25 protein-coding genes, 1 tRNA gene and 1 pseudogene are annotated in these 25,155 nt (G+C 70.4%); 17 read left to right on the top strand and 10 right to left on the bottom strand.

The window, feature by feature from the left end; genetic code table 11:
- Nucleotides 1-44: 44 nt before the first annotated feature.
- On the bottom strand, nucleotides 45-1,208 hold the full coding sequence (locus ABZ826_RS07015) for a low temperature requirement protein A (RefSeq protein WP_361443424.1): 1,164 nt from the start codon (nucleotides 1,206-1,208) through the stop codon (nucleotides 45-47).
- A gap of 80 nt (nucleotides 1,209-1,288) precedes the next feature.
- Here ABZ826_RS07015 and ABZ826_RS07010 point away from each other — a divergent pair.
- A pseudogene (locus tag ABZ826_RS07010) lies at nucleotides 1,289-1,516 on the top strand (hypothetical protein); the annotation flags it as partial.
- A gap of 21 nt (nucleotides 1,517-1,537) precedes the next feature.
- Entirely contained in the window at nucleotides 1,538-1,747 is a 210-nt protein-coding gene (locus tag ABZ826_RS07005; RefSeq protein ID WP_361443421.1) for a hypothetical protein, read from the top strand.
- 194 nt (nucleotides 1,748-1,941) lie between these two features.
- On the opposite strand, the gene ABZ826_RS07000 is transcribed toward ABZ826_RS07005, so the two are convergent.
- The 5 genes from ABZ826_RS07000 to ABZ826_RS06980 all read right to left on the bottom strand — a co-directional run bounded on the left by ABZ826_RS07000 (nucleotide 1,942) and on the right by ABZ826_RS06980 (nucleotide 7,678).
- Entirely contained in the window at nucleotides 1,942-2,433 is a 492-nt protein-coding gene (locus ABZ826_RS07000; RefSeq protein ID WP_361443418.1) for a hypothetical protein, read from the bottom strand.
- A 503-nt stretch (nucleotides 2,434-2,936) separates the two neighbouring features.
- Nucleotides 2,937-3,770, bottom strand: a complete 834-nt coding sequence (locus tag ABZ826_RS06995; RefSeq protein ID WP_361443415.1) for an S-methyl-5'-thioadenosine phosphorylase — start codon at nucleotides 3,768-3,770, stop codon at nucleotides 2,937-2,939.
- Nucleotides 3,771-3,850: 80 nt separating this feature from the next.
- The gene (locus ABZ826_RS06990; protein ID WP_361443412.1) at nucleotides 3,851-4,201 is read right to left on the bottom strand and encodes an FmdB family zinc ribbon protein; all 351 of its coding nucleotides are present in this window, start codon (nucleotides 4,199-4,201) and stop codon (nucleotides 3,851-3,853) included.
- A 66-nt stretch (nucleotides 4,202-4,267) separates the two neighbouring features.
- Nucleotides 4,268-5,551 (bottom strand): MFS transporter, encoded by a 1,284-nt coding sequence (locus ABZ826_RS06985; protein ID WP_361443409.1) that lies wholly within the window; start codon nucleotides 5,549-5,551, stop codon nucleotides 4,268-4,270.
- Nucleotides 5,552-6,091: 540 nt separating this feature from the next.
- Nucleotides 6,092-7,678 carry a potassium/proton antiporter gene (locus ABZ826_RS06980; RefSeq protein WP_361443406.1) on the bottom strand — a complete coding sequence of 529 codons (1,587 nt, stop codon included), beginning with the start codon at nucleotides 7,676-7,678 and terminating at the stop codon, nucleotides 6,092-6,094.
- A gap of 240 nt (nucleotides 7,679-7,918) precedes the next feature.
- On the opposite strand from ABZ826_RS06980, the gene ABZ826_RS06975 reads away from it, so the two are divergent.
- Entirely contained in the window at nucleotides 7,919-10,672 is a 2,754-nt protein-coding gene (locus ABZ826_RS06975; protein ID WP_361443403.1) for a penicillin acylase family protein, read from the top strand.
- Here ABZ826_RS06975 and ABZ826_RS06970 read toward each other — a convergent pair.
- Nucleotides 10,662-11,249 (bottom strand): 5-formyltetrahydrofolate cyclo-ligase, encoded by a 588-nt coding sequence (locus ABZ826_RS06970; RefSeq protein WP_361443400.1) that lies wholly within the window; start codon nucleotides 11,247-11,249, stop codon nucleotides 10,662-10,664. The two genes, ABZ826_RS06975 and ABZ826_RS06970, sit on opposite strands and share 11 nt — an antisense overlap.
- Before the next feature lie 106 nt (nucleotides 11,250-11,355).
- On the opposite strand from ABZ826_RS06970, the gene galU reads away from it, so the two are divergent.
- The 7 genes from galU (at nucleotide 11,356) to ABZ826_RS06935 (ending at nucleotide 16,844) form a co-directional block, all read left to right on the top strand.
- The gene (gene galU, locus ABZ826_RS06965) at nucleotides 11,356-12,258 is read left to right on the top strand and encodes a UTP--glucose-1-phosphate uridylyltransferase GalU (protein ID WP_361443397.1); all 903 of its coding nucleotides are present in this window, start codon (nucleotides 11,356-11,358) and stop codon (nucleotides 12,256-12,258) included.
- A gap of 4 nt (nucleotides 12,259-12,262) precedes the next feature.
- Nucleotides 12,263-13,576 (top strand): gephyrin-like molybdotransferase Glp, encoded by a 1,314-nt coding sequence (gene glp / locus ABZ826_RS06960; RefSeq protein ID WP_361443394.1) that lies wholly within the window; start codon nucleotides 12,263-12,265, stop codon nucleotides 13,574-13,576.
- Between the two features lie 124 nt (nucleotides 13,577-13,700).
- Complete coding sequence (gene moaC, locus ABZ826_RS06955; protein ID WP_361443391.1) at nucleotides 13,701-14,201, top strand: cyclic pyranopterin monophosphate synthase MoaC; 501 nt, start codon at nucleotides 13,701-13,703, stop codon at nucleotides 14,199-14,201.
- Nucleotides 14,198-14,761 carry a MogA/MoaB family molybdenum cofactor biosynthesis protein gene (locus ABZ826_RS06950; RefSeq protein WP_361443388.1) on the top strand — a complete coding sequence of 188 codons (564 nt, stop codon included), beginning with the start codon at nucleotides 14,198-14,200 and terminating at the stop codon, nucleotides 14,759-14,761. Before moaC ends, ABZ826_RS06950 begins: the two co-directional genes overlap by 4 nt.
- Entirely contained in the window at nucleotides 14,758-15,390 is a 633-nt protein-coding gene (locus tag ABZ826_RS06945; protein WP_361443798.1) for a GNAT family protein, read from the top strand. The genes ABZ826_RS06950 and ABZ826_RS06945 overlap by 4 nt, the downstream gene beginning before the upstream one ends.
- A 158-nt stretch (nucleotides 15,391-15,548) precedes the next feature.
- Complete coding sequence (gene glpR, locus ABZ826_RS06940; protein WP_361443385.1) at nucleotides 15,549-16,673, top strand: gephyrin-like molybdotransferase receptor GlpR; 1,125 nt, start codon at nucleotides 15,549-15,551, stop codon at nucleotides 16,671-16,673.
- Nucleotides 16,674-16,770: 97 nt separating this feature from the next.
- A tRNA-Ala gene (locus ABZ826_RS06935) sits at nucleotides 16,771-16,844 on the top strand.
- 104 nt (nucleotides 16,845-16,948) lie between these two features.
- Here ABZ826_RS06935 and ABZ826_RS06930 read toward each other — a convergent pair.
- Complete coding sequence (locus tag ABZ826_RS06930; RefSeq protein ID WP_361443382.1) at nucleotides 16,949-17,221, bottom strand: hypothetical protein; 273 nt, start codon at nucleotides 17,219-17,221, stop codon at nucleotides 16,949-16,951.
- A gap of 229 nt (nucleotides 17,222-17,450) precedes the next feature.
- Here ABZ826_RS06930 and ABZ826_RS06925 point away from each other — a divergent pair, with 229 nt between their 5' ends.
- On the top strand, nucleotides 17,451-18,047 hold the full coding sequence (locus ABZ826_RS06925) for a helix-turn-helix domain-containing protein (protein ID WP_361443379.1): 597 nt from the start codon (nucleotides 17,451-17,453) through the stop codon (nucleotides 18,045-18,047).
- A 186-nt stretch (nucleotides 18,048-18,233) separates the two neighbouring features.
- On the top strand, nucleotides 18,234-19,031 hold the full coding sequence (locus tag ABZ826_RS06920) for an SAM-dependent methyltransferase (protein ID WP_361443376.1): 798 nt from the start codon (nucleotides 18,234-18,236) through the stop codon (nucleotides 19,029-19,031).
- 172 nt (nucleotides 19,032-19,203) lie between these two features.
- Here ABZ826_RS06920 and ABZ826_RS06915 read toward each other — a convergent pair whose 3' ends face one another.
- A complete protein-coding gene (locus ABZ826_RS06915; protein ID WP_361443373.1) occupies nucleotides 19,204-19,683 on the bottom strand; it encodes a GNAT family N-acetyltransferase in 480 nt (159 codons plus the stop codon).
- Nucleotides 19,684-19,722: 39 nt separating this feature from the next.
- Between ABZ826_RS06915 and ABZ826_RS06910 the strand changes: the two genes are divergently transcribed.
- Entirely contained in the window at nucleotides 19,723-20,538 is an 816-nt protein-coding gene (locus ABZ826_RS06910; RefSeq protein ID WP_361443370.1) for an exodeoxyribonuclease III, read from the top strand.
- A gap of 45 nt (nucleotides 20,539-20,583) precedes the next feature.
- Here the strand turns inward: ABZ826_RS06910 and ABZ826_RS06905 are convergent, their stop codons facing one another.
- A complete protein-coding gene (locus tag ABZ826_RS06905; RefSeq protein ID WP_361443795.1) occupies nucleotides 20,584-21,234 on the bottom strand; it encodes a MerR family transcriptional regulator in 651 nt (216 codons plus the stop codon).
- Nucleotides 21,235-21,401: 167 nt separating this feature from the next.
- Here ABZ826_RS06905 and ABZ826_RS06900 point away from each other — a divergent pair, with 167 nt between their 5' ends.
- The 4 genes from ABZ826_RS06900 to ABZ826_RS06885 all read left to right on the top strand — a co-directional run bounded on the left by ABZ826_RS06900 (nucleotide 21,402) and on the right by ABZ826_RS06885 (nucleotide 25,129).
- Entirely contained in the window at nucleotides 21,402-22,940 is a 1,539-nt protein-coding gene (locus ABZ826_RS06900) for an NAD(P)/FAD-dependent oxidoreductase (protein WP_361443367.1), read from the top strand.
- Nucleotides 22,937-23,893 (top strand): alpha/beta fold hydrolase, encoded by a 957-nt coding sequence (locus ABZ826_RS06895; protein WP_361443364.1) that lies wholly within the window; start codon nucleotides 22,937-22,939, stop codon nucleotides 23,891-23,893. The genes ABZ826_RS06900 and ABZ826_RS06895 overlap by 4 nt, the downstream gene beginning before the upstream one ends.
- Entirely contained in the window at nucleotides 23,890-24,783 is an 894-nt protein-coding gene (locus ABZ826_RS06890) for an SDR family oxidoreductase (RefSeq protein ID WP_361443361.1), read from the top strand. The genes ABZ826_RS06895 and ABZ826_RS06890 overlap by 4 nt, the downstream gene beginning before the upstream one ends.
- 85 nt (nucleotides 24,784-24,868) lie before the next feature.
- Nucleotides 24,869-25,129, top strand: coding sequence for a hypothetical protein (locus ABZ826_RS06885; RefSeq protein WP_361443358.1), 261 nt, complete (start codon nucleotides 24,869-24,871; stop codon nucleotides 25,127-25,129).
- Nucleotides 25,130-25,155: the final 26 nt, after the last annotated feature.

Genomic DNA, 25,155 nt, shown 5'->3' with positions numbered 1-25,155 from the left:
ACTCGCTCACCGCCGCCTGTCCCGCCCGCGCCTTCACCACGCCCTCACCCCGCCACGTCCGGCCGCCGGGACAGGGCCACTCCCACGGCCACGGTCGCCGCCGCCACCAGGCCGGCCGCGAACACCGCCCACTCCCCGGCGAACGTACAGGCCAGGATCGCCGGCGCGGCCACGGGGAGGGGCAACTGCTCCGCGAGATCGCGCTTGAAGTGGCGGGCGTGCAGCGCCCATACCGTCAGCAGGAAGAGCGCGGAGGGCACGGTCACCGCGGCGGCCGCCACCGCGTTCGAGACATGGGCCTTGCCCACAGTCTGTTCCACGGCGACCTCGATGCCCGAGCCGATCGCCGCCGCCGAGCCGAAGATCAGGAAGTGTCCGTATCCCCAGACGAACGCTTCCCTGCTGCCGCGGAGGTAGTCGTGGATCGGCACGGCGAAATAGATCCACCACGCGGAGAAGACGATCAGCAGCCCACCCGCGGCGATCGGCAGCAGCTCGCGGAACGCGTCGTGCTCGTCCACCGCCTCCTGGACCGCGACGGTGGCTGCCGCGACCGTCTCGCCCAGCACGATGATCGTGAACAGGCCATATCGCTCGCCGATATGGTGCGGATGCCAGCTCGTCGGGCGGTCGCGCTCGGCCAGCGCCGGAACGGACATCTCCGCGAGCACCAGGACGACGAAGACGGCGGCACGCGCTCCGCCCGAGTTGTCGGTCAGCAGCAGCATGCCGATCCAGCCCAGTTGCACCACGGTGATCCCGACGGCGTACCGCAGCGCGACGCGCCGCTCGGCGCCCCGGGTGCAGTACGCGGCGCGCAGCCACTGGCTGGTCAGGGCGAGCCGCATCACGACATAGCCGACCACGCCGACCGTCCAGTCGCCCGCGTCGAAGGCGCGCGGCACGCCGGCGGCGAAGATGAGCACCCCGGTGATCTGGACGAGGGTGACCACGCGGTACAGCGGGTCGTCGATGTCGTAAGCCGAGGCGAACCAGGTGAAGTTGACCCAGGCCCACCAGATCGCGAAGAAGACGGCCGCGTAGCTGACGATTCCGGTGACGGCGTGCCCCTCGGCGACGGCGTGCAGCAGCCGCCCGCCCGCCTGCGCCACGGCGACGACGAAGCAGAGGTCGAAGAAGAGCTCCAGCGGGGTCGACGCGCGATGTTTCTCGGCGCGGCTGCGAGCAGTCATTCGGGGCATGGGCATCAGCACACCAGATGTGGTCGGCGGCACTCGGGTGACGTGTCCCGGACACCGGTCAGCGGATTCTCGTGCGTGCGTTCGTGAGCGGTCCCGGCCCGGGTGCGGGAACCGACCAGGAACCGGAACGCTCCTCGAAACTGACGGCCCGGCTGGCCCTGGCCACGACCGTCGTCATCGGACAGCTCTGGGGGCTGACCGTCGTCATCGACGCGTGGATGGAGGGAAACACCGGCACGGCCTGGTGGGGCGCCCTCTGTCTGTTGTTCCTCGTGGTCCTCGGGCTGTGGCTGCTCGACCCGAAGGATCGCTGACCGCCGCCGTACTCTGGATGTATGAGCACCGCCCCCGCCCCCGGCCCGCGCGATTCGAAGCCCACCCAGCCGGTACAGCCGAAACCCGGACCGGCTCTGATCTTCGACGATCCGCTGGACCAGCAGTCCGCGGACGATACGGACCGAGGATGGGGCGAGCGGGCCCCGGCCGGTGGCAGCGCCGCCGATCTGGCGCGCTTCCTCGACGAGAAGCCGCCCCACCACATCTGAGCCCCCGCTCCGTGGTGGTCCGACGACGCTGCCGCCGGCTTCCCCGCCACGTGTCCTGCTCCTGGTCATGTCCGCTCCTGGTCGTGACCTCGGCCGCGGCTCTCGCCGCGGCTCCCGCCCACCGGGCCGCTGCCGCGCTGCGAAACAAGTCCGCGCCTTTGATCCATTATGTGACTGCTCGTCAGCGACGCGCGTCAGCACAGAGTCACCGCCAGCCTGGCCGAAATACCCGCACCGGCCAGCGACGCGGCCACGGCCCGGGGGACCGACAGCACAATCAGCGCTCCGTCCTCCGCGGGACCTTCGGCCGTCGGTTGTGGGACATCGGCCACCCGCGCGCCCTTCGCCAGCACCCGGACATCGGTTCCGGTCGGCTCGGCAGCGATCACATCGACCCGGTCTCCCGGCCGTAGCAGCCGCACCGTCGCGGCATCCGCGATCCGGACCGGTGCGGACGCCAGCGGAGCCGACCGCCGCGCCTGCTCCGGAGCCGTCCCCGCTGTACCGCCTTCCCTCATCCGTGCCTCCTGGGCGGTGTCGCCGCCCGCGCCACCACCGCCCAGCCCCGTCGCGGCGAGTGCGGCAGCTACCAGGGCCAGCCCGGCGGCCACGGCGCGGCGCTGTCGCCACAGTGCGCGCCGCAGCCGGTGCCCACCGCCTCCGCGTACCCGCAACGGCTCGAACACCGGCACGCCACACGGCGGGGGAGCCGACGCCGGTGGTCCCGGAGCCGTCGGGCGTACCGCCTCTGCACGCGCGGCGGGACGTTCAGGGCGCACGGACGCGCACGACGAGGGCGATGAGAACGGCGACGGCGAGAGTGGCTGAGAGGACTGAGGCGACGCGGAGAGCGAGGGCGGTGGGGAGAACGGCTGAGAGGACTGAGGCGGCGGGGACTGCGAGAACGGCGGGGACGACCGAGGCAACGGGGACAACTGAGGCAACGGGGACGACTGAGACGACGGAGACATGGGCAACACCACCTGCCGTGAGGAGATTCGGGCGAACACCCCTCACGATCCATCGTCCGCGAGTTTCCCGCCGAAACCTGTGGATGCCTCCGGCGTTGTGGACAACTCCGTCACCCACTCACGCCACAGCGGTCACCCGCTACCCGCTACCCGCAACCGCCCCGCTTCCCCGACCCCGCTCCGCCCCGTCCCGCCTCACGGCCGCCCGCAGCACCCCGTCAAGGAAGCTCGATCCCCGTGTCCAGCCCGTCCAGGGCGTGGGAGCACGGGCAGTCGCGGCCGGCCACCGCCGGCAGCGCGGCCACCACGTCGAAGAGCACCGCGCGCAGGCGGTCCACATTGGCCGCGAACACCTTCAGCACCTCCCCGTGGGAGACACCCTCCCCGGCCTCCGCCCCCGCGTCCAGGTCCGTCACCAACGTCATCGTCGTGTAGCAGAGGCCCAGTTCGCGGGCGAGGATTGCCTCCGGATGCCCGGTCATCCCGACCACCGACCAGCCCATCGCCGCATGCCAGCGCGATTCCGCCCGGGTCGAGAAGCGCGGCCCCTCGACGACCACCAGCGTTCCGCCGTCCACCGGCTCCCAGTGCTTCGCGCGAGCCGCTGTCAGCGCGGCCCGGCGCCCCTCGGGGCAGTAGGGATCGGCGAAGCCCAGATGCAGGACGTTCGGCTCCGCTCCGTCGGCCCGGGTCTCCCCGTCGTAGTACGTCTGCGTCCTGGCCTTGGTGCGGTCCACCATCTGGTCGGGCACGAGCAGCGTGCCGGGCCCGTACTCCGGACGCAGGCCGCCCACCGCGCACGGGCCGAGCACCTGACGCACACCGACGGAGCGCAGTGCCCACATGTTGGCCCGGTAGTTGATGCGGTGCGGCGGCAGGTGGTGGCCACGTCCGTGGCGGGGCAGGAAGGCGACCCGTCGGCCACCCACCTCGCCGAGGAAGAGGGAGTCGCTCGGCCGTCCGTACGGGGTGTCCACACGCACCTCCGTGACGTCCTCCAGGAAGGAGTACAGGCCCGAGCCGCCGATGACACCGATCTCTGCGTTCACCATGCGATCACACTAGCGGCGCGGGAAAACGCCGAGGACCCCGCCGAACGGATCGGCGGGGTCCCGGGAACGCGCGGTTCGGCTCAGGCGGCCGACGTACCACTCGTCGAGGACGACGAGGAGGACGAAGAGGACGCGGAGACCGAGGAGGAAGCGGGCGACTTCGAGTCGGACCCGGTCGACGACGACGATGAATCGGACGACGCGGAACCGGACGCCTTCGCCGAGGACGACGTCGGCGTGCTGCTCGACGAGGAGCCACGGCTGTCGTTCCGGTAGAAACCGGAGCCCTTGAAGACAATGCCGACCGCCGAGAACACCTTCTTCAGGCGTCCATCGCAGCTCGGGCACACGGTCAGGGCATCATCGGTGAACTTCTGCACCGCCTCAAGGCCCTCGCCGCATTCGGTGCACTGATACTGATAGGTCGGCACTTGCTCCTCCTGGCACTCTCACTCAATGAGTGCTAACGACGCTCCATACTGACGTATTCCGCGGGATCAGTCCACCGTGACCGGCTCCCGGTGACCGACACCACGTGCCACGGTCCGTGGCGAGGCGGCGGGCGCGAGCCTCGAACGCAGTGCCAGCAGCGTGGCCAGCGCCAGTACGGTCCCCACCAGCGGCACCACGAAACCGGTGCTCGCGCCATGGGTGTCGGCGAGTCGCCCGGCGACCGTCACCGCGCCCGCCTGGCCCAGAGCGACCGAACCGGTCAGCCAGGTGAACGCCTCGGTCCGGGCGGACTCCGGCACCAGCTCCTCGACCAGCGTGTAGCCGCTGATCAGGGCCGGGGCGATGGAGAGCCCGACCAGCAGCCCGAGCCCGGCCAGCAGGGGCATGGAGTGCACCGCCCACAGTCCGGACGCGGTCAGGGTCAGCGCCGTGTACCCGACGATCAGCCGCCGTCGTGGCCCGCTCTTCCAGGCGATGGCGCCGCAGGCGATCCCGGCCAGCATGTTGCCGGCCGCGAAGACCCCGTACAGCAGACCGTTCGCGCCGGGCCGGCCGACCTCCTCGGCGAAGGCTGTCAGCGAGACCTGCATGCCGCCGAAGACCGCGCCGATCCCCAGGAAGCTCACCGCGAGCACCCGGACACCCGGTACGGACAGCGCGGACGCATTCCGTTGGGAGGTGCTGGTCGCGGGGGTGGTCACTGCGGGCTGGGTGCGGCGCTGCGCGGTGAAGAGCAGGCCGCCGACCAGGGTGAGCCCGGCCTCCGTGATCAGGCCGGCCGCCGGGTGCACGCCGGTGCACAGCGCGGTGGCGAGCACCGGGCCGATGACGAAGGTGAACTCGTCCGTCACCGACTCGAAGGCGGCCGCGGTGGGCATCAGCGGGGAGGCCGCACGGCCCGGTGCCGCGCTCAGCACGGCCGCCCAGCGGGCCCGGACCATCGGCCCGATCTGCGGAACGGACGCGCCGGTCGGCACGGCCGCCACGAACAGGGCCCACAGGGGCGCGTCCGCCAGCGCCAGCGCCGTCAGCGCCGACACGGACGCCGCGTGCACCAGGACGCCGGGCAGCAGCACGGCGCGCTGGCCGAGACGGTCGGCGAGCTTTCCGGTCTGCGGTGCGAACAAGGCCATGGAGACACCGGTCACGGCGGCGACGGAGCCCGCGCTGCCGTACGAGCCGGTGGTGTGCTGGACCAGGAGCACGATGCCGATCGTCAGCATCGCGAAGGGCTGCCGTGCGGCGAAGCCCGGCAGGAGAAACGTCCACGCACCAGGGGTGCGCAGCAACTGCCCGTATCCGGGGCGGTCGGAGACCGTGGACGCCACGGTCCATGCCTTTCTGCTGCCTGGTGGCCGAGCTCCCGCTCTGCCGACACAGGTGGTGCGGGCTCGTACGGGTGCTGCCGAGAGCTGTCCTCTTCGCGCGGAACTGCGGTAGATGCCGGGCGCTCAGCAGAGGCGGAGGACGCCACGACCGCCATACGGTCGCGCCAGCTCTGCGTCAGGCAGAGTTGGTCGTTCAGGTGGGTCGATCGGGTTGGCCGATCGGGCCGTCCGACCCCTACCTGGGGTCGATCAGATGTCCTTCATGATACAGGCAGATACCCTTACGGGCCTCTGATTGTGCGCAATGGCACCGTCCCAGCCTCACATAGAAACACCACGGCCTCTTCCATTCCAGCCGTTGCAGCCACCTCAGCGGCCACAGCGGCCTCAGCGGCCTCAACAGCCCCGCGGCCTCGGCAGTCCCGGCGGCCCCGACAGTCCCAGCCGTTCCGACGGTCAGGGACTGCCGAGACTGATGGGGCCGCGGGGCCGGCCCGATGGCGATGGGGCTGCGGGGCCGGCCGGATGGCCTCGACGACCTCAGTGACGGGTTTTCGGCCCGTCCGCCTTCCCCATTCTCTTCACGGCCTTCAGCGCGTGCGCCACGTCATGGGCCACATCGGACCCGGCGAGGCTCTCGCCGCCGCTGCCGGTGGTGCCCAGCCAGCCTGCGAGCTTGCCGCCCTCGCCGACCGCGCGCAGCCGTTCCTCCGCCGAGTCGCGCACCGGGTCGGTGGTGACCACGAGCAGTTCGTCACCGCGCCGCAGCACGGTCGACGGCGCCGGTACGAAGCTCTTCTCGTCCCGTACGACCAGGGTGACCGCGGCCCCGGCGGGCAGCCGCAGCTCCCCGACCTCCACGCCGTGCATCTTCGACTTGCCGGGGATCGCCACCGACAGCAGATGGCCGCGCAGCCGTTCCAGTGGTGCCGACTCGATGCCCAGGTCGGTGGCCTCGGCCGGATCGTCGGCGATCTTCAGGACCTTCGCCATCCAGGGCAGCGTCGGGCCCTGGATGAGGGTGTAGACGACGACGAGCACGAAGACGATGTTGAAGATCCGGGTGGAGCCCTCGACTCCGGACACCATCGGGATGGTCGCCAGGACGATGGGTACGGCGCCGCGCAGCCCGGCCCAGGACATGAACGCCTTCTCCTGCCAGGGCAGCCGGAACGGCGCCAGCGAGATGAAGACCTCCAGCGGACGTGCCACCACGGTCAGCACCAGCCCGACGATGACCGCGGGCCAGAAGTCGTCGTACAGATCGTGCGGAGTGACCAGGAGGCCGAGCAGCACGAACATGCCGATCTGGGCCAGCCAGCCGAGCCCGTCGGCGAAGCCGCGGGTGGCGGGCCAGTGCGGCAGCTTGGCGTTGCCGAGGATCATCGCGGCCAGATAGACGGCGAGGAAGCCACTGCCGTGGACGAGGGCGCCCGCCGCGTACGCGGACACCGCGATCGCCATCACCGCGATCGGGTACAGGCCGGACGCGGGCAGCGCCACGTGACGCAGTCCGAACGCGCCGAGCCAGCCGACGGCGAGGCCCATGGCCGCACCGATCGCGAGTTCCAGGGCTATCTCCCCGACCAGTACGTACCAGCTGTCCACCGGTCCCTTGGTCGAGAAGGCCACCACCAGGATCACCACGGGGGCGTCGTTGAAGCCGGACTCGGCCTCCAGCACGCCGGTGACCCGGGCGGGCAACGGCACCTTGCGCAGCACGGAGAAGACCGCGGCGGCATCCGTCGACGAGACGACCGCGCCGATGATCAGCGACTGGCGCCAGTCCAGGCCGACCAGGTAGTGCGCCCCGGCGGCGGTGACACCGACGCTCACCGCGACGCCGACGATCGAGAGCACCGCGGCAGCCGGCAGTGCGGGCTTGATCTCTTTCCACTTCGTGCCCAGGCCACCCTCGGCGAGGATCACGACCAGCGCGGCATAGCCGATCACCTGGGTCAGTTCGGCATTGTTGAACTTGACGTCGAAGAGGCCGTCCTGCCCCATGACGATCCCGATGCCGAGATACAGGAGCAGGCTGGGAAGCCCGCTGCGGGACGAGACACGCACGGCCGCCACCGCGACGAGCAGGACGAGTGAGCAGACGAGCAGGAGTTCGTTGAGCACGTGGACAGTCAGTGGCCGTTCCTTCCCTGCGTACGCCTGCCGAATCGACCCTCGGCATCGGCCATGGGTGGCCGTTACTTCGTTACCTTACCTAATCTTTAACGTTTTCTTGACGCGCTCGATCATTCGTACGACCACTTCGAAATTCGAACCATCTCGATGCCGCGTCAGAGCCGCGTCGGCGCTGCGCCTATGGTTGCTCCTGCACTCCCAGGACCACCTGCCCCTCGAAGGACAGCGATGCCCGCCAACACAACCGCCTCTTCCGGCACCACCGGTTCCACCGGTGGGAAGACCGGCAGGAAGAAGGGGCGACGTGCCCGCCTGATCGTGATCGTCCTGGTGCTGGCGCTTGTCGCGGGTATCGGTTACGGCGCGTTCTGGTCCGTATCAACCGTGCGGGCCTCGTACCCGCAGACGACCGGGTCGATCAAGATCGACGGCCTCGACGGCAACGTCGACGTCAAACGCGACAACTACGGGATCCCGCAGCTGTACGCGGACACCGACGCCGACCTCTTCCGCGCCCAGGGCTTCGTGCAGGCGCAGGACCGCTTCTGGGAGATGGACGTCCGCCGTCACATGACGGCGGGCCGGCTCTCCGAGATGTTCGGCTCCGGACAGGTCGACACGGACTCCTTCCTGCGCACGCTCGGCTGGCGCAAGGTCGCCCAGGAGGAGTACGACAACGTCCTGTCCGCGGACACCAAGAAGAACCTCCAGGCGTACGCGGACGGCGTGAACGCCTACCTCAAGGGGCGCGACGGCAAGGACATCTCCGTCGAGTACGCCGCCCTCGGCCTCACCAACGACTACAAGCCGGCCGAGTGGACCCCGGTCGACTCGGTCGCCTGGCTCAAGGCCATGGCCTGGGACCTGCGCGGCAACATGCAGGACGAGATCGACCGCTCGCTGATGACCAGCAGGCTCGACGCGAAGAAGATCGAGGACCTCTACCCGCCCTACCCGTACAAGAAGCACAAGCCGATCGTCGAGGGGGGCGCGATCTCCTCGGTCACCGGGAAGTTCGACCCGGACGCGACGCCGTCGTCGCCCGGCCTCGGCTCGGACACCGTGCAGGGCGCCACCGAGGGCCTGAACACCCAGCTCTCCTCGCTCTCCGACACGCTCGACCAGATCCCGGCGCTGCTCGGCCCGAACGGCAACGGCATCGGGTCCAACTCCTGGGTGGTCTCGGGCGACTACACGACCACCGGCAAGCCGCTGCTGGCCAACGACCCGCACCTGGCGCCCCAGCTGCCCTCGCTCTGGTACCAGATGGGGCTGCACTGCCGCGAGATCACGGCGAAGTGCCAGTACGACACGGCCGGCTACACCTTCTCCGGGATGCCCGGCGTGATAATCGGTCACAACCAGGACATCGCGTGGGGCTTCACCAACCTCGGCGCGGACGTCACCGACCTCTTCCTGGAGAAGGTCTCCGGCGACGGCTACCTGTACGACGGCAAGGTCAAGCCGTTCACCACCCGCGACGAGACCATCAAGGTCGCGGGCGGCAAGAGCCGGACCATCACCATCCGCGAGACCAACAACGGTCCGCTGGTCTCCGACCGCAGCAGCGAACTGGAGACGGTCGGCCAGAAGGCCCCCGTCGGCAACTCGGCTCCGGACCGGGCCGACGGGTACGCGGTCGCCCTGAAGTGGACCGCGCTGGAACCCGGCAAGTCGATGGACGCCGTCTTCGAGCTCAACCGGGCCAAGGACTTCACGTCCTTCCGCAAGGCGGCCGAGCACTTCGAGGTTCCCTCGCAGAACCTGATCTACGCCGACACCAAGGGGCATATCGGCTACCAGGCGCCAGGGAAGATTCCGATTCGCGCCAATGGATACGACGGGTCGGTTCCGGCGCCTGGTTGGGACCCGAGGTCCCAGTGGAAGGGGTACATCCCATTCCGTGAGCTGCCCTACGAGTACGACCCGAAGCGCGGCTATATCGTCACCGCCAACCAGCCCGTCATCGACGAGAAGAAGTATCCCTACCTGCTCACCAAGGACTGGGGCTACGGCACCCGCAGCCAGCGGATCAACGACCTCATCCAGTCGAAGATCAAGGGTGGCGGGAAGATCTCGACCGAAGACATGCAGAAGATGCAGATGGACAACACCAGCGAGATCGCCGCGCTGCTGGTGCCCGAGCTGATGAAGATCAACATCTCGGACAAGAGCGTCCGCGAGGCGCAGAAGCTCCTGGAGGGCTGGGACTACACCCAGGAGTCCGACTCGGCCGCGGCCGCGTACTTCAACGCGGTCTGGCGCAACATCCTCAAGCTGGCCTTCGGCGACAAGTTGCCCAAGGAGCTGCGGGTCAAGGGCGAGTGCCTCAATGTGACCCGCGCCGACAGCTCGGGCCCGGTCGACGAGCAGGGCAAGCTGGTGCGCGAGTGCGGCCGGCGCGACGCGGACACGGCGCAGCCGGACGGCGGTGACCGCTGGTACCAGGTGGTCGCCAACCTGATGGACGACCCGAACAGCGACTGGTGGAAGTCGCCGAGGAGCGGCCGGGACGCGGCGACCGAGAACCGCGACCAGCTCTTCGCCCGCGCCATGACGGACGCCCGCTGGGAGCTGACCGCCAAGCTCGGCAAGGACATCACCACCTGGAGCTGGGGCCGACTGCACCAGCTGACCCTGAAGAACCAGACGCTCGGCACCGAGGGCCCCGGCCTGCTCCAGCGGGTCCTCAACCGCGGCCCGTGGAACATCGGCGGCGGCGAGGCCGCGGTGAACGCCACCGGCTGGAACGCGGCCGGCGGCTACGACGTCGTCTGGGTTCCGTCGATGCGGATGGTGGTCAACGTGGGGGACTGGGACAAGTCCCGCTGGATCAACCTCACCGGCGCCTCCGGGCACGCGTTCGCGGCGCACTACACCGATCAGACCGACAAGTGGGTCAAGGGCGAACTGCTCGACTGGTCCTTCGGGACGAACGCCGTCATGAAGTCGACGACCGACACCCTGACCCTCAGACCGTAGGGCCCGTCCGGCGGGTCATGGCCGGAGTCACCACCGCGTCCACGGGGTGGTCGTGCGGTTCCTCGGGGACCCGCGCGACCACCTCGTTGTCGTACAGCAGGACGATCAGCGCGGGATGCGCCCCCGCCGCGGCGAGCCGGGCCAGCACCCGGTCGTAGCTGCCGCCGCCGCGGCCGAGCCGCATCCCGCGGGCGTCCACCGCGAGGCCCGGCAACAGGACCACGTCGGCCTCCAGGACCGCGTCCGGGCCGAGCTGTTCCCCGTCCGGCTCCAGCAGCCCGCGGCCGGCCGGGACCAGATGACCGGCTCCTTCGTACGGCGCCCAGTCCAGGTCGTTGTCCGGGAGGAGCACCGGCAGCAGCACCCGCACGCCCCGCGCGCGGAGCACGTCCAGCAGGGCGCGAGTGCCCGGCTCGCTCCCCACCGAGACGTACGCGGCGACGGTGCGGGCCCCGGACAACTCCGGAAGACCCAATGCGACCCGGGACAGAACCACCCCGGCGTCTTCCACGTCTTCCCTGCTGAGAAGGCGCCGTGCGGCCAGCAATTCACGCCTGAGAAGCGCCTTTTGGGACATGTCGGTGTTCAACGGCCACCCATGAATCTCTCGTATGTGCATATAGGTGTACAAAATTAACCGGAGCCTCATCTTCCGCCCATAGGCACCAGTTATGGTTCTTCGCATGACTCAGTCGCACACCAGGATCAGCAAGGCTGTCATCCCGGCCGCAGGGCTCGGTACCCGCTTCCTGCCGGCCACCAAAGCCACTCCCAAGGAGATGCTGCCTGTCGTCGACAAGCCGGCGATCCAGTACGTCGTCGAGGAAGCGGTGTCCGCCGGTCTCTCCGACGTGCTGATGATCACTGGTCGCAACAAGCGCCCTCTTGAGGACCACTTCGACCGGAATTACGAGTTGGAGTCCGCGCTCACCCGCAAGGGAGACGCCGAACGGCTCCAGAAGGTCCAGGAGTCGAGCGACCTCGCCACCATGCATTACGTCCGGCAGGGCGATCCGCGCGGCCTCGGCCACGCCGTGCTGTGTGCCGCACCGCACGTCGGTGACCAGCCGTTCGCGGTCCTCCTCGGCGACGACCTGATCGACCCGCGCGACCCGCTGCTGGCCCGCATGGTCGAGATCCAGGAGCGCGAGGGCGGCAGCGTCGTCGCCCTGATGGAGGTCGCGCCCGAGCAGATCCACATGTACGGCTGTGCGGCCGTCGAGCCCACCGCCGCGGGCGATGTGGTGCGCGTCACCGGCCTGGTCGAGAAGCCGGAGGTGGCCGAGGCGCCCAGCAACCTCGCCATCATCGGCCGCTATGTCCTGGACCCCGCCGTCTTCGACATACTGCGCAAGACCGAGCCGGGCCGCGGCGGCGAGATCCAGCTCACCGACGCCCTGCAGCTCCTCGCCGAGGACGAGAAGATCGGCGGCCCCGTGCACGGTGTCGTCTTCAAGGGGCGCCGCTATGACACCGGTGACCGGAGCGACTACCTCCGTGCCATTGTCAGACTCGCGTGCGAACGTGAAGACCTGGGCCCGGACTTCAGGGCCTGGCTCCGCAGTTATGTCACCGAGGAGATGTAGCACCTTGAGCAGCAGCACGATCTGGTCGGTGGACGAGCATCTGGAAGACATTCTCGGCGCGGTGCGACCGCTCGAACCCATCGAGCTGCAACTGCACGACGCCCAGGGCTGCGTCCTCGTCGAGGACGTCTTCGTGGAGATCGCCCTGCCGCCCTTCGACAACAGCTCGATGGACGGATACGCGGTCCGGGTCGCCGATGTCGAGGGCGCCGACGAGGAGTTCCCCGCCGTGCTCACCGTCATCGGTGACGTCGCGGCGGGCAGCGACGGGCTGCCCGGCGACCGGAGCGTCGGACCGGGCGAGGCCGCCCGGATCATGACCGGCGCCCCGCTGCCGGCCGGTGCCGAGGCCGTGATCCCGGTCGAGTGGACCGACGGCGGTACGGGCGGCGGCCCCGCCGACACCATGCGCGCCCACCGCGACGCCCCCGAGGGCGCGGGCGGCGAGGTCCGCGTCCACCGCCCCGTCGAGGCCGGCGCCCATGTCAGGGCGCGCGGCAGCGACGTCAGGCCGGGCGATCTGGCCCTGAGCGCCGGATCGGTGATCGGCCCGCCGCAGATCGGACTGCTCGCCGCGATCGGCCGCTCCACGGTGAAGGTGCGGCCCCGGCCGCGCGTCGTGGTCATCTCGACCGGCAGCGAACTGGTGCAGCCGGGCGAGGAGCTGACCGGCGGCCAGATCTACGACTCGAACAGCTTCGCCCTGACGGCCGCCGCCCGGGACGCCGGAGCGATCGCCTACCGGGTCGGTGCCGTCACGGACGACGCCGATACGCTCCGCGCCACGATCGAGGACCAGTTGATCCGGGCCGACATCGTCGTCACCACCGGCGGGGTCAGCGTCGGGGCGTACGACGTCGTCAAGGAAGCCCTGTCGTCGGTGGGCGACGAGGACGAGCCCGGCAGCGGCATCGATTTCCGCAAGCTCGCCATGCAGCCGGGCAAGCCGCAGGGCTTCGGCTCGATCGGCCCCGAGCACACACCGCTGCTGGCGCTGCCGGGCAATCCCGTCTCTTCGTACGTCTCCTTCGAGCTGTTCGTACGGCCCGCGATCCGCACGCTGATGGGGCTTCAGGACGTGAACCGTCCCACCGCCAAGGCCGTGTTGAACACCGACAAGACGTTGTCCTCACCGGCCGGCCGACGGCAGTTCCTGCGGGGCACGTACGACGCGGAGGCCGGCACCGTCACCCCGGTCGGCGGCTCCGGATCGCATCTGATCGCGGCGCTCGCCCAGGCCGACGCGCTGATCGTGCTGCCCGAGGACGTCACCTCCGCCGAGCCCGGCACGGACACCGAGGTGATCCTGCTCCGCTGATCCCCGGGCGGTGGCGGTACGGTATCTGCCGCTGTGCCATCCCGGGGACACCCCCGGGGCCCCGGGCCCGCACCCCGGTGCGGGCCGAGCGGGCAACCGGCGCCCTACCGCGAGGCGGAGTGAGTTGAGTACGCAGAACAGGCTGACGCACATCGACGAGGCGGGCGCGGCCCGCATGGTCGACGTCTCGGAGAAGGACGTCACCGCGCGGGTGGCCCGCGCCAGCGGCCGGGTCCTCGTCTCGCCGCGCGTCGTCGAGCTGCTGCGCGGCGAAGGAGTCCCCAAGGGCGACGCCCTCGCCACCGCCCGGATCGCCGGGATCATGGGGGCCAAGCGCACCCCCGACCTGATCCCGCTCTGCCACCCGCTCGCCGTCTCCGGCGTCAAGGTCGACCTGAGCGTCGCCGACGACGCGGTGGAGATCCTGGCCACGGTGAAGACCACGGACCGCACCGGCGTCGAGATGGAGGCCCTGACGGCGGTCTCGGTCGCCGCGCTCACCGTGATCGACATGATCAAGGCGGTCGACAAGTCGGCGGTCATCACGGACGTACGGGTCGAGTCGAAGTCGGGCGGCAAGTCCGGCGACTACCGGCGCACCGCACCGGACGGAGCGGACGCGTGACGACGCCCGGAACCGGGACCGGTGACGGCCGACCGGCCGGGTCTCCGCTCGGTGGCGCGCCGACCGCCCCGTACGCCGCCCTCGTCGTCACCGCGTCGAACCGGGCCTCCGCCGGGGTCTACGCGGACAAGGGAGGCCCCCTGATCTCCGAGGCGCTCACGCAGCTCGGCTTCACCGTCGACGGGCCGCGGGTCGTGCCCGACGGCGACCCGGTCGAACAGGCGCTGCGCGAAGGGGTGGCCGCCGGGTACGACGTCATCGTCACCACCGGCGGTACGGGCATCTCGCCCACCGACCGCACCCCCGACGTCACCCGTCGCGTCCTCGACCACGAGATCCCCGGCATCCCCGAGGCGATCCGTGCCGAGGGCCGCGACAGGGTGCCCACCGCCGCACTCTCCCGAGGCCTCGCGGGCGTCGCCGGCGGCACGCTCATCGTGAACCTGCCGGGCTCCACCGGCGGGGTGCGCGACGGCCTCGCCGTCCTCGCACGTCTTCTGGTACATGCCGTCGACCAACTGCGCGGCGGCGATCACCCCCGACCCGGGAGCCCGAGCTGAACGTCCCGACCTGGCCGGTCGTCCTCAACGACGGCGAGGTCACTCTCCGTCCGGTGAAACTGCGCGACCAGCGCATGTGGCGCGAGGTCAACCGGCGCAACCGTGACTGGCTGCGCCCCTGGGAGGCGACCGTGCCGCCGCCCGCCCCGGGCGGACCGGTGGCCCAGCGCCCCACCTACCGTCAGATGGTCCGTCATCTGCGCTCCGAGGCCAACGCGGGCCGGATGCTGCCCTTCGCCATCGAGTACGAGGGCCGTCTGGTCGGCCAGCTGACGGTCGCCGGGATCACCTGGGGCTCGATGTGCTCGGGTCACATCGGCTACTGGGTCGATCAGGAGGTGGCGGGCCGCGGGGTGATGCCGACCGCGGTCGCCCTCGCCGTCGACCACTGCTTCCGCAGGGTCGGACTGCACCGCATCGAGGTATGCATTCGGCCGGAGAACAGGCCCAGCAGGCGGGTCGTCGAGAAACTGGGATTTCGTGAGGAGGGCCTGCGCCCGCGCTATCTCCACATCGACGGCGCCTGGCGGGACCATCTCATCTACGCGCTCACCGCGGAGGAAGTGCCCGACGGGCTGCTCCGGCGCTGGCACCAGGCACGACCCGGAACGCCACGGGAAATGAAATAAGTGTTCGATATTGATCGCCATAGGGCCGCAAACGAACGCGCAAACTCGCACGGGCGATCTGAACAATCACAAAAAAAGTCCTTGAAATCAGCCGGATCGTGCGACACACCGGGCCAATTGGCGGATGCCTCCGTGCAAACCCCTCTACGGTGTGAGACGTGAGCAGCAGCGGCCTCATCTACGCAGTCATCGTCGGGGCCTGGGCCGCCTACTTGGTGCCGATGTGGCTCCGCAGGCAGGACGAGCTCAATGAAGCCCGCCCGACGGAACGCTTCAGCACCGCCATCCGGCTGCTGTCCGGACGGGCGGCCATGGAGCGCCGGTACGCCAAGGAGTTGCGGGGACGCATCGCCGAGGAGGCGGAGCCCGACGCCGACCCGGACGTCGTCACGGACCGATTGGATTCCGTGGACGTCCGGGCCTTCGCCGCGCCTCCGGCGCACACCGAAGCCCGGATGCACGACCCGGCGCACCCGCCCGAGTACTCGGACCGGGAACGCCCCGGACCCGGTTCTTCGCGGCGCCCGCGCCCGCGCGCCGGTGCGGCGGACGCGGAGCGCGTCCGGCGCGCCCAGCGCCTGCAGGTCCTCGCGCGCCGGCGGCGCACCACCGTCGTCCTCTTCCTGGCCTTCACCCTCGGCGCGGTCGTGGCGGCGGTGGGCGGCCTCGGCTTCCTCTGGGCGCCCGCGGTTCCGGCGGTCCTGCTGAGCACGTACATCGTGCATCTGCGCTCCCAGGAGCGACGCCGGTTCGCCTTCACCATGGACCGGCGGCGGGCCGAGGTGGCGGCGCAGCATCTGCGTGAGAACCGTCCCCGCAGGCACCAGCCGGCCGCGGCGGCCCCCGCCGAGGCCGACGAGGAGCCCGAAGCGCGCCGCCCCGAGCCCGAGCCCGCACCCGCGGTCTCCCCGCAGGAGGCCGGCCGCCGTGCCCTGGTCGAGCAGACGGACCACGCGGAATGGGTCGACCAGCAGCGCGAACGCGGCCGGGTCCAGGGCGACAGCTGGGAGCCGGTCCCGGTCCCGTTGCCGACGTACGTCACCGCCCCGGTCGCCCCGCGTGTCACGGGTGGCGTCGAGGTGGGCAACCCGGAGACCTGGAGCGCGGCCCGCTCCAGCGCCGCCGAGCCTTCCCAGACGGGCACCTCGCACCCCGTGGCACCCCCTGTCGACCCGGCGCCGCGGCAGCGCACCAACCAGTCCCGCCGCACCCGCGACCGCGGCCGGACCCCGCTCTTCGACCAGTACGAGGACGGGGAACGCCCCCGTGCCGCCAACGAGTGAGCTCCTTCGGGCCCCGCTGCGACACCGACTCGGCTGACCAGCAAGGACCGGATTTCCGAGCACCCCCGTGGGGGTGCTAGAGTTTCACTCGTTGCAAGGGCCTGTGGCGCAGTCTGGTAGCGCACCTCGTTCGCATCGAGGGGGTCTGGGGTTCAAATCCCCACAGGTCCACCGCACACACGAGATCCCGTCCGATCGAAAGATCGGGCGGGATCTCGTCGTTCCGGGACTTCCTTCCGCACGGGTCCGTGCGGGGAAGGGGGTCTCACGGGCCGTCAGCGGCGGCGGGCGGCCCACAGCCAGGTGACGTCGATCATGGCGATGGCGCCCCAGATCCAGCAGACGGCGGCAATGCCGGGCGGCGCGAGTGCTGTTGCGAGGGCGCCGAGTGCGACCGTGCCCAGCACCAACCGGGCGCCGCGCCCCGCGGTCAGGGAGGCGCGCAGCGGTCCGGGTTCGGCCAGCCGGTCGGACAGGTAGGCGTCGAAGGCCTCCGCGACCTGGTCGTCGATCTCGTCCCGCAGTCGGGCATCCAGGGAATCAGGCATGAGGGGCCGCCCAGGTCGCTCCCGTCGTCGGCCCGGCAGTTGTCCCGGCTGTCGCCCCGGTGGCCAGCCCGGCTCCCGGCGACAGCCTTCCGGTCAGGTCTCTTCGCATCTCGCCCCCGCGATTCCCGGCGCCCGATGGCGCCCTCGGGGCCAACGTAGCGTTTGCAGAGATGTTCTGCAAACAGTCTCTGCAATGATTGCAGAACATCTCTGCACTATGCTGGCGGGCATGGTCGAGCGTCCCGAGACGAGAGTGCTCACCGGCCCGGACCTCAAGGCCTTCTACAAGGCGCTGTCCAATCCGGTGCGCCGCGACATCCTGGGCTATCTCAGCGAACACGGCGAAGCGAACTCCACCGGCGTCGCCAAGGCCCTCGGTGAGTCCACCGGCACCACCAGCTATCACCTGCGCAAGCTCGCCGACCTCAAGCTGATCGAGGAGATCGAGGAGCGTTCCACCGGGCGGGAGCGCTGGTGGAAGTCGCTCATGACCAACATCTTCACGCCGCCCGGCCTGGAGATGACGGCGGACGAACGCGAGGCCGCCGTGAAGGTCGGCGTGCTCAAGATGACCCATGACCTGAATCTGGTCGTGCGGGCGTACGCCGGGTACGACGCCTCGGCGGGCTGGAACCAGATCTACCGGGCCGGGCTGCGGATGACGAAGGAACAGGTCGCCTCGTTCACCGAGGAGTACCAGGCGCTGCTGCACAAGTACGCGAGCGCGCCCGGTGAACGCCCGCCGGGCACACGCCAGATGGCCGTTCGCCTGGTGATGCTGCCCGACGACGGGCGAGGCGCACCGCCTCCGGCCGACGGACCGTGACGGCACGGGCGCCGCACCGAACCACCGTGTGTTCGGCCGCGGTTGCCCGGTGGCCGGTGCGGGGCGATGTCGGCGGGGCGGTCTACGCTGGTGATGCTCGGCTGCTTTTGCGGGTCCTGCCGGGGGTGTTCCCGCGACGGACCGAGTGCTCAGCTGCTCGTGATTTCCCGTACGGAGGAGCGTCCTGTGACGGCCGGAATACCCAAGCTCCAGATCGACACCAGCAAGCCCCACCCCGCGCGCGTCTACGACTGGCTCCTGGGCGGCAAGGACAACTATCCGGTCGACCAGCAGGTGGGGGAGACGCTGCCCGAGGAGGCGCGCGGCAACGCGGCGCGGAACCGGGCCTTCATGCACCGGGCCGCCGCGTGGCTGGCGCGGGGCGGGGTCGACCAGTTCCTCGACATCGGCACCGGCATCCCCACGGCACCCAATCTGCACCAGGTCGTCCAGGCCATCACCCCGGCCGCCCGGGTCGTCTACGCGGACAACGACCCGATCGTCCTGCGGCACGCGGAGGCGCTGCTGATCAGCAGCGCGGAGGGGGCCACCGACTACCTCCACGCGGATGTGCGGGAGCCGCGGGCCATCCTCGAACGCGCGCGTGAGCTGCTGGACTTCAGTCGGCCCATCGCGCTGTCCCTCATCGCGCTCATGCACTTCCTGCCCGACGACCAGGACCCGTACGGCATCACCCGCAGCTTGGTCGACGCTCTGCCCGAAGGCAGCTTCCTGGTGCTCTCGCACGGTACGGCCGATCAGCATCCGGAGCTGCGGCAGAAGACCGAGACCGCGTACAGGAAGGGGGCGATCCCGCTGCGGATGCGGACCCGGAGCGAGGTCGAGCCCTTCTTCGAGGGCTTGGACCTCGTCGAACCCGGGCTGGTGTACGCCACCCAGTGGTACCAGGAGGAGCCGGCGCCCCTCGATGAACGCAGCGGCTTCTACGTGGGTGTCGGGCGGGTGCGCCGAGGCGGGGCGTGACGTCCGGGACCGATGAGTTCGGGGCGGTGCGGTCGACGCCCCTGACGGGCGGTGGAGCAGGGTGCCGGCTGTGCCGTCCGGGGCCGGCGGCCTGGTCCCGACCGCGGACGAATGGCCCTCCTTCGCCCGGATGCTGCTCGCCGAGGGGAGGGCCGACGGGTGCCGGGTCCCGTCACCTCAGCGGCTTCGCGAAGCAGCGGCTGCTCTCGTAGGCGCGGTAGTGGCCGAACTTCTCGCACAGGGTGTAGCCGCTGGACTCGTACAGCGCGATGGCCTCGGGCTGTTTGTCGCCGGTCTCCAGCACCATGCGGGTCCGGCCGGCGGCCCGTGCGTCGGCCTCCAGCGCGGCCAGGATGCGGCGTGCCAGCCCGTTGCCGCGGCCCTCGGGGATCACGAACATCCGCTTGATCTCGGCGTCGCCGTCGGAGTATCCCTCGGCATTGCGTTCCTGGGAGCGCCAGCCACCGGTGGCGACCGGGCGTCCCTGCGCGTCGTAGGCGAGGAGGTACAGGCCGTTCGGCGGGTCGAACATCGACGGGTCGAGCGGTGTGACATCGCCCTCGTCGCCGTAGCGCTCGGCGTATTCGAGTTGCACCTGGTCGTTGAGTTTGACGGCATCGGGGTGATCGAAAGGCCGAGGGTGGATAATCATGCGAAATATAGTACAGCTATGCAGTTGTATCGTGCCGTCATGCTCACTGTGACCACCGTCAATGTAAACGGGCTCCGTGCCGCCGCCAAGAAGGGCTTCGTCGAGTGGCTGGCCGGGACCGAAGCCGATGTGATCTGCCTGCAGGAGGTGCGGGCCGAGCCGCAGCAGCTGCCCGCCGAGGTGCGTGAACCGGAGGGCTGGTACACCGTGCACGCACCGGCCGCCGCCAAGGGCCGGGCAGGTGTCTCCCTGTACACGCGGCGTGCGCCCGAGCGCGTGCAGATCGGGTTCGGCGGCTTCGGGGACGCCGGGAGCGAGGAGTTCGACGCGAGCGGGCGCTACGTCGAGGTCGACCTGCCCGGTGTCACGGTCGCGAGCCTGTATCTGCCCTCCGGCGAGGTCGGCACGGAGAAGCAGGAGGAGAAGGAGCGGTTCATGGCCGCGTTCCTCCCGTATCTGCGGGGCCTCAGGGAGCGGGCCGCGGCCGACGGTCGCGAGGTGGTGGTCTGCGGCGACTGGAACATCGCCCACCGGGAGGCCGACCTGAAGAACTGGAAGGCCAACAAGAAGAGCTCCGGCTTCCTCCCCGAGGAGCGGGAGTGGCTGACCCGGGTCTTCGACGAGGTCGAGTACGTCGATGTCGTACGGGCGCTGCGTCCGCAGGAGGAGGGGCCGTACTCGTGGTGGTCCTACCGGGGGCGGGCCTTCGACAACGACACGGGCTGGCGGATCGACTACCAGGTGGCGACGCCGGGGCTGGCCGCACGCGCGGTGAAGGGCTGGGTCGAGCGGGCCGCGACGCACGGCGAGCGGTGGAGCGACCATGCGCCGGTGACGGTGGTCTACGAGCGGTAGACCCGCGGGTGTGCGGGGTGGGGCGGGGGGCTCGGGAGGTCCGGGTCAGGACGTGCGTTCCCGCGACGGGCTGTCCGGGCCCTCGCGGCGCAGGCGCCGGTCCAGCGCCATGGAGAGCTCGGCGTCCACCACCGCGCGGGCCAGGGGGCGGAGCTGGGGCGGCTCGGCCTCGTCACTGTGGGCCTGGAGGATGCCGACGAACAACTCGGCGAGCGCGTCCGCGTGTTCGCGGACCCGGCGGCCGGCCGAGAGCACCGTGGCGAGCGGTATCCCCTCCCGGACCAGTTCCGCCGACACCTCCAGCAGCCGGCGGCTGATGTGGACGATCTCGTCGCCGTCCGTGGCCAGGTAGCCCAGGTCGAGGGCGGCGGCCAGATTCTCCGGGGTGACCTCGCCCTCGAAGTAGTCCGCGAGCTGTTCCGGGGTCAGGCGCACCGGGATCTCCTCCGTCGGCTCGCCCAGGCCCAGTACTTCGGCGACATTGCGACCGCTCTCGAAGGTCCGGGCGAGATCGGCGATGCCGGTGAGGGTGTGGCCGCGCTCCAGCAGGCCCGCGATGGTGCGCAGGCGGGCCAGGTGATGGTCGTCGTACCAGGCGATGCGCCCCTCGCGGCGAGGCGGTGAGATCAGCCCGCGCTCCCGGTAGAAGCGCACGGTCCGCACGGGGATGCCGGCCTCCTCGGCCAGCTCCTCCATCCGGTATTCACGGTGCTCGCGTCCGTCAGCCACACCCGCACCCTATGTTGTACCGCCGGTAACTTTCCCTTGCTGCCCCCTACCCATCGGTACGGAGCTGCTCTACCCTCCCAACAATGCCAGTGATTGCTGGCGGAGTTGTGTGACGTACCGCGGGAGGCGCCGGCATGGCCCAGCACGAGCACGTACGAGTGGCGGTGATCGGATCCGGATTCGGGGGCCTCGGGGCAGCGGTCCGGCTGCGCCGCGAAGGCATCACGGACTTCGTCGTCCTGGAACGGGCCGGCTCCGTCGGCGGCACCTGGCGCGACAACAGCTATCCGGGCTGCGCCTGTGACGTGCCGTCCCACCTCTACTCGTTCTCGTTCGCCCCCAACCCCGAGTGGCCGCGCACCTTTTCCGGGCAGGAGCACATCCGCGCCTACCTGGAGCACGTCGCGGACACCTTCGGGCTGCGCCCGCACATCAGGCTCAACCATGAAGTGCTGCTGATGAGCTGGGACCGCGACGCGCTCCGCTGGGTCATCGAGACCGGCAACGGGGCCACCTTCACCGCCGATGTGGTCGTCTCCGCGACCGGACCGCTCTCCGACCCGAAGACGCCCGACATCCCCGGGCTCGACGGCTTCCCCGGCAAGGTCTTCCACTCGGCCCGCTGGGACCACGACTACGACCTGGCCGGCAAGCGCGTCGCGATGATAGGCACCGGCGCCTCCGCCATCCAGATCGTGCCCGCGATCCAGCCGAAGGCCGGCAGGCTGACGCTCTTCCAGCGCACCCCGCCCTGGGTCATGCCGCGCATGGACCGGAGGATCAGCGGCGCCGAGCGCTGGCTGCACCGCACGCTCCCGTTCACCGGCACCGCGCGCCGCGGACTGCTCTGGGGCATCAGGGAGTTGCAGGTCAGCGCCTTCACCAAGCGCCCCGACGAACTGGGCGTGATCGAGTCGATAGCCAAGTCCAACATGGCGCGGTCCATCAAGGACCCGGCGCTGCGGGCCAAGCTGACCCCCTCCTACCGCATCGGCTGCAAACGCATCCTGCTCTCCAGCACCTACTACCCGGCGCTCGCCCGGCCCAATGTCGATGTGGTCGCCTCCGGCCTGGCCGAGGTGCGCGGCTCCACGGTCGTCGCCGCCGACGGTACGGAGACCGAGGCCGACGCGATCATCTTCGGCACCGGCTTCCACGTGACCGACATGCCGATCGCCGGGCGGGTGGTGGGCGCGGAAGGCATCACGCTCGCCGAGTCCTGGAAGGACGGCATGCAGGCGCTGCGCGGCGCGAGCGCGTCCGGCTTCCCCAACTGGATGACGATCATCGGGCCCAACACGGGACTCGGGAACTCCTCGATGATCCTGATGATCGAGTCCCAGCTGAACTACCTGGCCGACTATCTGCGCCGGTTGAACGTGCTGGGCGGCCGCGTCGCACTCGACCCGCGCCCCTCGGCGGTCGGGGCCTGGAACCGGCACGTCCAGCAGCGGATGAAGCGCACGGTGTGGAACGTCGGCGGCTGCGACAGCTGGTACCTGGACGCCAACGGGCGCAACACCACGGTCTGGCCGGGTACCACCGCCGAGTTCCGCAAGGTGACCCGGTCGGTCGACCTCGCGGAGTACGAGGTCCTCCGGGCGCCGAAGAAGGCCGCCGCGCCCGGGGCGCCCGCCACGACGAAGTCCCTCGCCGAGGAGGTCGTGGGATGAGCCGGCTGCTGCGGCGGGACGACGCCCCGCCCACCCCCGTGTGCGAGCTGACCGCCCTCTCCGCCGACGGCGCGCGCGTCCATGTCGAGGTGCACGGGCAGGAAGGCGCCCCCGCGGTGGTCCTGGCGCACGGCTGGACGTGCAGCACCCACTTCTGGGCCGCGCAGATCCGGGACCTGGCGGTGGACCACCGGGTCGTCGTCTACGACCAGCGGGGCCACGGCCGTTCGCCCGCGCCGGGCCGCGAGGGGTACAGCACGGACGCGCTCGCCGACGACCTCGAAGCGGTGCTGGCCGCCACGCTCGAACCGGGGGAGAAGGCCGTGCTCGCCGGGCACTCCATGGGCGGCATGACGATGATGGCCGCCTCGCGGCGGGCCGGACTGCGCGAGCACGCGGCGGCCGTACTGCTGTGCAGCACCGGCAGTTCGCGGCTGACCGCCGAGTCGCGGGTGGTGCCGCTGCGGGCCGGGGCCGTCCGGACCCGGATGACCCGTGCGATCCTCGGGGCGCGGGCCCCGCTCGGACCCGTCACACCGGTCTCCAGGCGGATACTCAAGTACGGGACGATGGGGGCGGGTTCGGCCCCCGACCGGGTCGAGACCTGTGCCCGGATCGTGCACGCGTGCCCGCGGGCGGCCAGGGTCGCCTGGGGGCATGTCCTCGCGGAGCTCGATCTCGACGCGGGAGTGAGGGAGTTGCGGGTGCCCACGGCCGTGATCGCGGGTACGGAGGACCGGCTGACGCCGCCCGTGCACGCCCGCGCCATCGCGGCGGCGCTGCCCGACTGCCTGGGGCTCACCGAACTGGCGGGCATGGGCCACATGACACCGGTGGAAGCGCCGGAGGCGGTCACGGCGAAGCTCCGGGAACTCGTCACCGCGTACCTCCCGGTGGGCGCGGTCGGTGTGGACGGTGTGGACGGTACGGCCGAGAAGGAGGATGTCGCATGAACGACAGGCGGAGTCTGGAAGGACAGGTCGTCGTCGTCACGGGCGCGGCGCGTGGCGTGGGCGAACTGCTGGCACGCAAGCTCTCGGCGCGCGGCGCGAAACTCGCACTGGTCGGTCTGGAGCCGGACGAGCTGAAGAAGGTCTCGGAGCGACTGCACTCGGAGAGCGACCACTGGTTCGCGGACGTCACCGACCACGCGGCGATGGCGCGCGTCGCCGAGGAGGTCAAGGAACGGTTCGGGAAGGTCGACGTCGTCGTCGCCAACGCCGGGGTCGCGGCGGGCGGACCGTTCCTCGACTCGGACCCGGAGGCATGGCGGCGGGTCATCGAGGTCAATCTGATCGGCGGCGCTGTGACGGGACGCGCGTTCCTGCCGGTGCTCATGGAGAGCCGCGGATACTTCCTGCAGATCGCCTCGCTCGCGGCGATGACACCGGCGCCGATGATGACCGCGTACTGTGCGTCCAAGTCGGGCGTGGAGGCGTTCGCACACAGCCTGCGGGCCGAGGTCGGCTACCGCGGGGTGAAGGTCGGGGTCGGATACCTCTCCTGGACCGACACGGACATGGTGCGGGGCGCCGACCAGGACGACGTGATGCGGGAGCTGCGGCAGCGGCTGCCCTGGCCCTCGAACCGTACGTACCCGCTGGGACCGGCGGTCGACCGGATCGTGGCCGGCATCGAACGGCGTTCCGCGCATGTGTACGCGCAGTGGTGGCTGCGCGGGATGCAGTCCGTACGGGGCTACCTCCCCTCGGTGATCGGAGTCGTCGGCCAGCGCGAGATGCAACGGTTCGGGTCGCGGCTGGAGGGTGTGAGCAAGGCGCTCGTCGGTGCCGGAGGGGCCGCTGACCAGGACGCACGGGCGGTGCGTACGCAGCGTAAGTGATCGAAATGCGGTGCCTGCCGGGGCGTGTAACTCTGGTCGAGGTCCTTACGGACCGTCCCCCACGCACCCACTAGGAGTGAACAGCATGGGTATCGCAGACCAGTTCAAGGACAAGGCGCAGGAGCTCGCCGACCAGGCGAAGCGCAAGGCGAACGAGGGCAAGGACACGGGCCGGGAGCGGACGCAGGACGCGTCCGGCCGGACCTCCTCGAAGACGTCGCAGCAGGGCCGCGACCGCGCCCAGCAGGGCCGCGACCGGGCCCAGCAGGGCCGGGACAAGGCCCAGCAGGGCCGGGACAAGGTCCGGGACGCTGCGGACGAGACCCGCGAGCGCTACGACCGCTGACGCGATTCGCGACACTGCGCGTTGTC

This window comes from Streptomyces sp. NPDC047515 (assembly GCF_040643055.1).
Taxonomy (GTDB): Bacteria; Actinomycetota; Actinomycetes; order Streptomycetales; family Streptomycetaceae; genus Streptomyces.
Note: the sequence above shows the minus strand (reverse complement) of the source record. Positions and strands in the feature narration are given on the sequence as shown.